The sequence below is a fragment of the uncultured Microbacterium sp. genome (assembly GCF_913776565.1).
Classification (GTDB): Bacteria; Actinomycetota; Actinomycetes; order Actinomycetales; family Microbacteriaceae; genus Microbacterium.
The window spans coordinates 1-5,931 of record NZ_CAJYPF010000196.1; the positions used below are offsets into that span (position 1 = coordinate 1).

Genomic DNA, 5,931 nt, shown 5'->3' on the forward strand with positions numbered 1-5,931 from the left:
GCCGAGGACGCGGTCCACGGCGCTCCCACGCAGATGGCGCTGCTGCGCCGGGAGGAAGGCGCATGAGCGTGCTCGACATCCCCGCCCTCTCGCTCGTCGTCCTCGTCGGGGCATCCGGCTCGGGCAAGTCGACGTTCGCCCGCCAGCACTTCGGTGCGTACGAAACGCTGTCCAGCGACGTCTTCCGCGGTCTCGTCGGCGGTGACGAGTCGGACCAGTCCGCCACGCCGGCGGCCTTCGACGCGCTGCAGTACGTCGCGGGCAAGCGTCTGGGTGCCGGGCTGCTCACGGTCGTCGACGCGACCAGCGTGCAGCCCGAGGCCCGACGACGCCTGATCGACCTCGCCAAGGCGCACGACGTCCTGCCGGTGGCGATCGTGTTCGATCTGCCGGAGTCGACGAACCTCGCGCGCAACGCCGAGCGCACCGACCGGCTCATCCCGCCGGGGGTCGTCAAGCGGCAGTCCGACCAGTTGCGCCGGAGCCTGCGACACCTCGCCAAGGAGGGTTTCCGCAAGGTGCACGTCCTGCGCTCCGCGGACGAGGTGGCGGCGGCCCGTATCGAGCGCACGCGCCTGTTGACCGACCGCACCGACCAGCACGGTCCGTTCGACGCGATCGGCGACGTGCACGGCTGCCTGAACGAACTGCAGACCCTGCTCGGCGAGCTCGGCTACGAGATCGAGCGCGACGAGCGGGGACGCGCCGTCGACGCGCGCCACCCCGAGGGGCGTCGCGTGATCTTCCTGGGCGACCTCGTCGACCGTGGACCTGATGTCGTCGGCGTCCTGCGCCTCGCGATGGGGATGGTGGCATCCGGGTCCGCCCTCGCGGTGCCGGGCAACCACGAGGCGAAGCTGGTCCGGGCGCTGCGCGGCGCGCGGGTGACGCCCACGCACGGGCTCGCCGAGACCCTCGCCCAGCTCGCCGACGAGACCGAGGAGTTCCGCGAGCGGGTCGCCACGTTCTGCTACGACCTGGTGTCGCATCTCGTGCTCGACGACGGGCGTCTGGTCGTCGCGCACGCGGGGCTCAAGGAGCAGTACCAGGGGCGGGCCTCGGGCCGCGTCCGTGCCTTCGCCCTCTACGGCGAGACGACGGGCGAGACCGACGAGTTCGGCCTCCCCGTGCGCTCCCCCTGGGCCGAGGACTACCGCGGTTCGGCTGTCGTCCTCTACGGTCACACCCCCGTACCGCGCGTCGAGTGGATCAACAACACCGCGTGCCTGGACACCGGATGCGTGTTCGGGGGCGCGCTGAGCGCCATGCGGTACCCGGAGCGCGAGGTCGTCTCGGTCCCCGCCGAGAGGGTCTGGTACGAGCCCGTGCGACCGTTGGTCGCCGAAGCGCCCGAGCGCGCGGCGGGTGTGCTGCAGCTCGCCGACGTGCGGGGCAAGGTGGTCGTCGAGACGGGCACCATCGGCCGCGTGAGCATCACCGAGCAGCAGATGGCGGGCGGCCTCGAGACGATGAGCCGCTGGGCCACCGATCCGCGCTGGCTGACCTATCTGCCGCCGACGATGTCGCCGCCCGCGACCTCGGCGCGTGAGGGATTCCTCGAGCACCCCGACGAGGCCTTCGCCGCGTTCCGCGACCACGGTGTTTCCGACGTCATCTGCGAAGAGAAGCACATGGGTTCGCGGGCGGTCGTGTTGATCGCGCGCGACCCGGCACGCTTCGGCGCGCCCGACGGGTGGCGGGGGGTCATCCACACCCGCACCGGCCGTGCGTTCTTCGCCCCCGACGTCGAGGAGGCGATGCTCGACCGCCTCGACGACGCGCTCGAACGGGCCGGGGTCTGGGCCGAGCTCGACGCGGACTGGGTCCTGCTCGACGGCGAGATCGTGCCCTGGTCGGCGAAGGCCGGGGACCTCATCCGCGACCTCTTCGCCTCGGTGGGGGCGGCGGGGATCGCAGCCACCACGGCGGCATCGGCGGTGCTGGAGCGGGCTCTGGCATCCGGGATCGACGTCCAGGGGCTCGCGGACCGCATGCGCATCCGCGGCGACGACATCGAGCGCTTCCGCGACGCGTACCGGCGGTACGTCGACACCGCGGATGCCGTGCGCTTCGCGCCGTTCCAGGTGCTGGCCGCCGGAGAGGCGACGTTCGAGACGCGCGACCACGGCTGGCACCTGTCGGTCGCGGATCGACTGGCGGATGTCGCGCCCGACCTCGTGATCCGCACGCGCCGTCTGCGCGTCGACCTCGCCGACGTCGACGCCGTGGCCGAGGCCACGCGGTGGTGGGAGCAGCTGACCGCCGAGGGTGGCGAGGGGATGGTCGTGAAGCCCTACGCGGGCCTCACCCGCACGAAGAAGGGGTTGGTGCAGCCCGGAATCAAGGTGCGCGGCCGCGAGTACCTGCGCATCGTCTACGGCCCGGACTACACCGTGCCCGAGAACCTCGAGCGGCTGCGTGATCGCGACGTGGGGCGCAAGCGTTCGCTCGCTGCGCGGGAGTACGCCCTCGGCCTCGAGGCGCTGCGCCGCGTGACGACCGGTGAACCGTTGTGGCGGGTGCACGAGGCCGTGTTCGGGGTGCTCGCGCTGGAGTCGGAGCCGCTCGACCCGCGGTTGTGAGCGGAGGAGGAGGGGGCCGCGGCTCAGGCCCCGTGGCGTTCGGCTCGAGTGGTCCGGCGGCTCGCCGCCCGGGTCAGCGTCCGTCGACGAACGCGCGCACCGCGGCGGCCGCTTCGGGCGCGGCCCGGTACACGTGCTCGGCGCCGGGGAAGACGCCGTCGCGCACCTCTTGCGCGTAGGCGCGGACGCCGTCGACCATCGCGTCGCCGACGGAGGCGTAGGTCTTGACGAAGACGGGGGAGTGGCCCTCGGTGATCCCGAGCAGGTCGTGCATCACGAGCACCTGCCCCTCGGCCGCTCCCGCGCCGATCCCGATGACGGGGATGTCCAGGGCCCGGCGGATCTCGGCGACGACCTCGGCGGGCACGGCCTCGATGACGAGGGCGAAGGCTCCCGCCGCCTGCACGGCGAGGGCCTCGCGCGCGACGCGGACGGCCTCGTCGGTGGTGCGGCCCTGGGCGCGCAGGCCCCCCAGCGCCGTCGCGGTCTGGGGCGTGAGTCCGACGTGCCCGACCACGGGGATACCGGCCTCGACGATCGCGCGCAGGCGCGACAGGCGCGCAGGGTTCGCTCCCTCGATCTTGACGGCATCCGCTCCGCCCTCGCGCACGAAGCGGACGGCCGTCGCCACCGCCTGCTCGTCGCTGACCTCGGTCGATCCGAACGGCAGGTCGCACAGCAGCAGCGGCGTCCGCACGGCGCGGCGCACCGCCTTGCTCAGCAGGAGCATCTCGTCGACGGTCACCGAGGTGGTGTCGGGGTGGCCCAGCACGACCTGCGCGCCGGAGTCGCCGACGAGCACGATGTCGACGCCGGCGCTTTCGGCGACGCGGCCCGAGACGAAGTCGTACGCCGTGACCATGACGATCGGGGTCCCCTCGTCGGCGAGGGTGCGCAGGCGTCGCAGGGTTACCGGGGGAGTCGTCACGATGCGGGTCCTTCGATGCTGATCCGGTCGTCGACCCCGGGGGTGAGGGTGACGTTGTCGATGAGGCGGACCGGGCCGACCCGCACGGCCACGAGGAGCAGCGCCGCGCGGGTCACCTGGTCGACCGGCTCGAGTGCATCGGCGTCGACGATCTCGACGTACTCGGCCGCGAGACCGGCGGCGGTGAGCTCGGCGACGACCTCGGCGTGCAGGCGCCGGGGATCGCGGATGCCGTCGGCGAAGGCATCCTGAGCCCGCCGGAGCGCGCGCGGCACGACCGACGCGAGCTCGCGCTCGGCCGGTGAGAGCCGGGTGTTGCGGCTCGAGCGAGCCAGTCCGTCGGCGTCGCGCGAGGTCGGCAGCGCCTGGATCGCGACGGGCAGTCCGAGGTCGGCGACCATGCGGCGCACGACCACCACCTGCTGCGCGTCCTTCGCGCCGAAGTAGGCGCGATCGGGCTGGACCGCGACGAGGAGCTTGGCCACGACCGTGGCCACGCCGTCGAAGTGGGAGCGGCCGCGGACGGCTCCCTCGAGGGTGCCGGTGATCGCCCCGCCGACCGAGACGGTGGTGGCGAACCCGGCCGGGTACATCTCGGCGACCGAGGGGGCGAAGACCAGGTCGGCGCCGGCGCGCGAGGCGAGGGCGACGTCGTCGTCTTCGGTGCGCGGGTACGCGGCGAGGTCGGCGGCCTCGCCGAACTGCGTCGGGTTGACGAAGATCGACAGCACCACGACCGCGTTCTCGGCGCGCGCGGCGCGCACGAGCGACAGGTGGCCCTCGTGGAGGGCCCCCATGGTGGGGACGAACCCGACCGAGTCGGTGCGGTGGGGGGCGAGGGCTGCGCGCAGGTCGGCGACCGTGCGGACGATGCGGGCGCTCATGACGGTGCCTCCGTGACGGCGGGGGACGGGGTGGGATCGAGCGGGCTCGAGGCGGTGCGGGGCGCGGCCGCGAGGTCGCGGGTGGCCTCGACGAGCGCGTCGAAGAGCGGCAGTCGTTCGGGGAGGCGCTCGCGGACGGCCCGGCGCTGACGCGCGAGGGTGGCGTCGTCGCCGCGCGAGACCGGACCGGTGAGGGCGGCGGCGGCGCCGTGCGCGGCCCAGTTGTCGACGGCGGCGCGAACGAGCGGCACCAGGGCGGATCGCTCGACGCCCGCGGTCGCCGCGAGCTGCTCGGCGATTCCCTCGAGCGTGACGAGGAAGTTCGCCGCGACCGAGGCGGCGGCGTGGTACGCGGGCCGATCCTCGTCGCGCACGTGCACCGTCGTCATCCCGAGGATGCCGGCGATCCCGGTGGCGACATCGAGGGCGGCGGGCGTCGACCCGGCGACGGCGGCCGTGACGCCGGCGAAGGAGGTGGCGGCGCCGGTGACCGTCAGGAGGGGATGCAGGCCGAACGCCTCGTGCGGGTGCAGCACCGACAGGTCGAGCGCTCCCGAGAGGTGCCCCACCGTGCGGCCGGGCGTGAGCGCGCTCGCCGCCGTGGCGATCTCGGCATCGGGCACGGCCAGCAGCACCACGGGGGCGTCGGCTCCGTTCGCGCCCCGGCCGGCGGGACCCAGCGCGCGGACGTCGGCGGCGCGGAGGGCGGCGACCAGAGCGCGGCCCATGCGTCCGTCGCCGACGACGAGGACGGGTCCGAGCGGGGCCCGAGGGGGAGCGGAGGGGAGCGGGTTCATGAGCGTGGGGCGGCGCCCTCACGGGCGGCTTCGCCGGGTTCCACCGTACCCGCTCGCGCGTCCACTCGCGGGCGGCTACGGCGCGGCTCAGCCCACCGTCGGCTGCTGCTGGGTGATGCAGTGGATGCCGCCGCCGCGGTCGAACAGCGGACGGGCGTCGACCGACACGACGCGCCGGCCGGGGTAGGCCTCGCCGATGATCTCGCGTGCCCGCGCGTCCGCCGCCTCCTCGCCGAATCCGCACAGGACGACGCCGTCGTTGGTGACGAGGTGGTTGATGTAGCTCCAGTCGACCCAGCCCTCGTCGTCGCGCAGCGTCGCCGGTGCGGGCACGCCGGTGATCGTCACCGTGCGGCCGAGCGCCGCGAACGCGTCGGACAGCTCTCGGCGCACGAGCCGGGACACCTCGACGTCGGGGTGGGCGACATCCGTCTGCTCGTGCACGAGCACGTGGTCGGGCGTGGCGAAGGTCGCGACGATGTCGACGTGGCCGTTGGTGCCGAACTCGTCGTAGTCGCGGGTAAGGCCGCGCGAGAGCCACACGGCATCCGTCGCTCCGATCGTCCGGGCCATCTCGGCCTCGACGCGGGCGCGATCGGCGTGCGGGTTGCGACGCGGGTCGAGCTGCACCGTCTCGGTGAGCAGCACGGTGCCCTGGCCGTCGACGTGCAGGCCTCCGCCCTCGGCGACGAGCAGGGAGTCGATCCGCTCGGCGCCGACGTGCTCGGCGATCATGCGCG

Annotated in this window: 5 protein-coding genes; 1 reads left to right on the plus strand and 4 read right to left on the minus strand. The window is 73.9% G+C overall.

The window, feature by feature from the left end; translation table 11 throughout:
* The first annotated feature begins 62 nt into the window (after nt 1-62).
* Nucleotides 63-2,582 carry a polynucleotide kinase-phosphatase gene (locus tag QZ433_RS11030; protein ID WP_295783262.1) on the plus strand — a complete coding sequence of 840 codons (2,520 nt, stop codon included), beginning with the start codon at nt 63-65 and terminating at the stop codon, nt 2,580-2,582.
* A gap of 73 nt (nt 2,583-2,655) precedes the next feature.
* Here the strand turns inward: QZ433_RS11030 and panB are convergent, their stop codons facing one another.
* From panB to QZ433_RS11050, 4 genes are all read right to left on the minus strand, one after another.
* Nucleotides 2,656-3,510 (minus strand): 3-methyl-2-oxobutanoate hydroxymethyltransferase, encoded by an 855-nt coding sequence (gene panB / locus QZ433_RS11035; protein ID WP_295783265.1) that lies wholly within the window; start codon nt 3,508-3,510, stop codon nt 2,656-2,658.
* Nucleotides 3,507-4,394 carry a pantoate--beta-alanine ligase gene (panC, locus tag QZ433_RS11040; RefSeq protein ID WP_295783267.1) on the minus strand — a complete coding sequence of 296 codons (888 nt, stop codon included), beginning with the start codon at nt 4,392-4,394 and terminating at the stop codon, nt 3,507-3,509. The genes panB and panC overlap by 4 nt, the downstream gene beginning before the upstream one ends.
* On the minus strand, nt 4,391-5,191 hold the full coding sequence (locus tag QZ433_RS11045; RefSeq protein WP_295783269.1) for a DUF2520 domain-containing protein: 801 nt from the start codon (nt 5,189-5,191) through the stop codon (nt 4,391-4,393). The genes panC and QZ433_RS11045 overlap by 4 nt, the downstream gene beginning before the upstream one ends.
* 87 nt (nt 5,192-5,278) lie before the next feature.
* Nucleotides 5,279-5,931: agmatine/peptidylarginine deiminase (locus tag QZ433_RS11050; RefSeq protein WP_295783273.1), on the minus strand; the 653-nt coding region annotated here is incomplete at its 5' end.

What these genes read in the sequence shown, in the direction of transcription:
- QZ433_RS11030 (WP_295783262.1), top strand. Translation starts at nt 63, where the DNA reads ATGAGCGTGCTCGACATCCCCGCCCTCTCGCTCGTCGTCCTCGTCGGG.
- panC (WP_295783267.1), bottom strand. Translation starts at nt 4,394, where the DNA reads ATGAGCGCCCGCATCGTCCGCACGGTCGCCGACCTGCGCGCAGCCCTC.
- QZ433_RS11045 (WP_295783269.1), bottom strand. Translation starts at nt 5,191, where the DNA reads ATGAACCCGCTCCCCTCCGCTCCCCCTCGGGCCCCGCTCGGACCCGTC.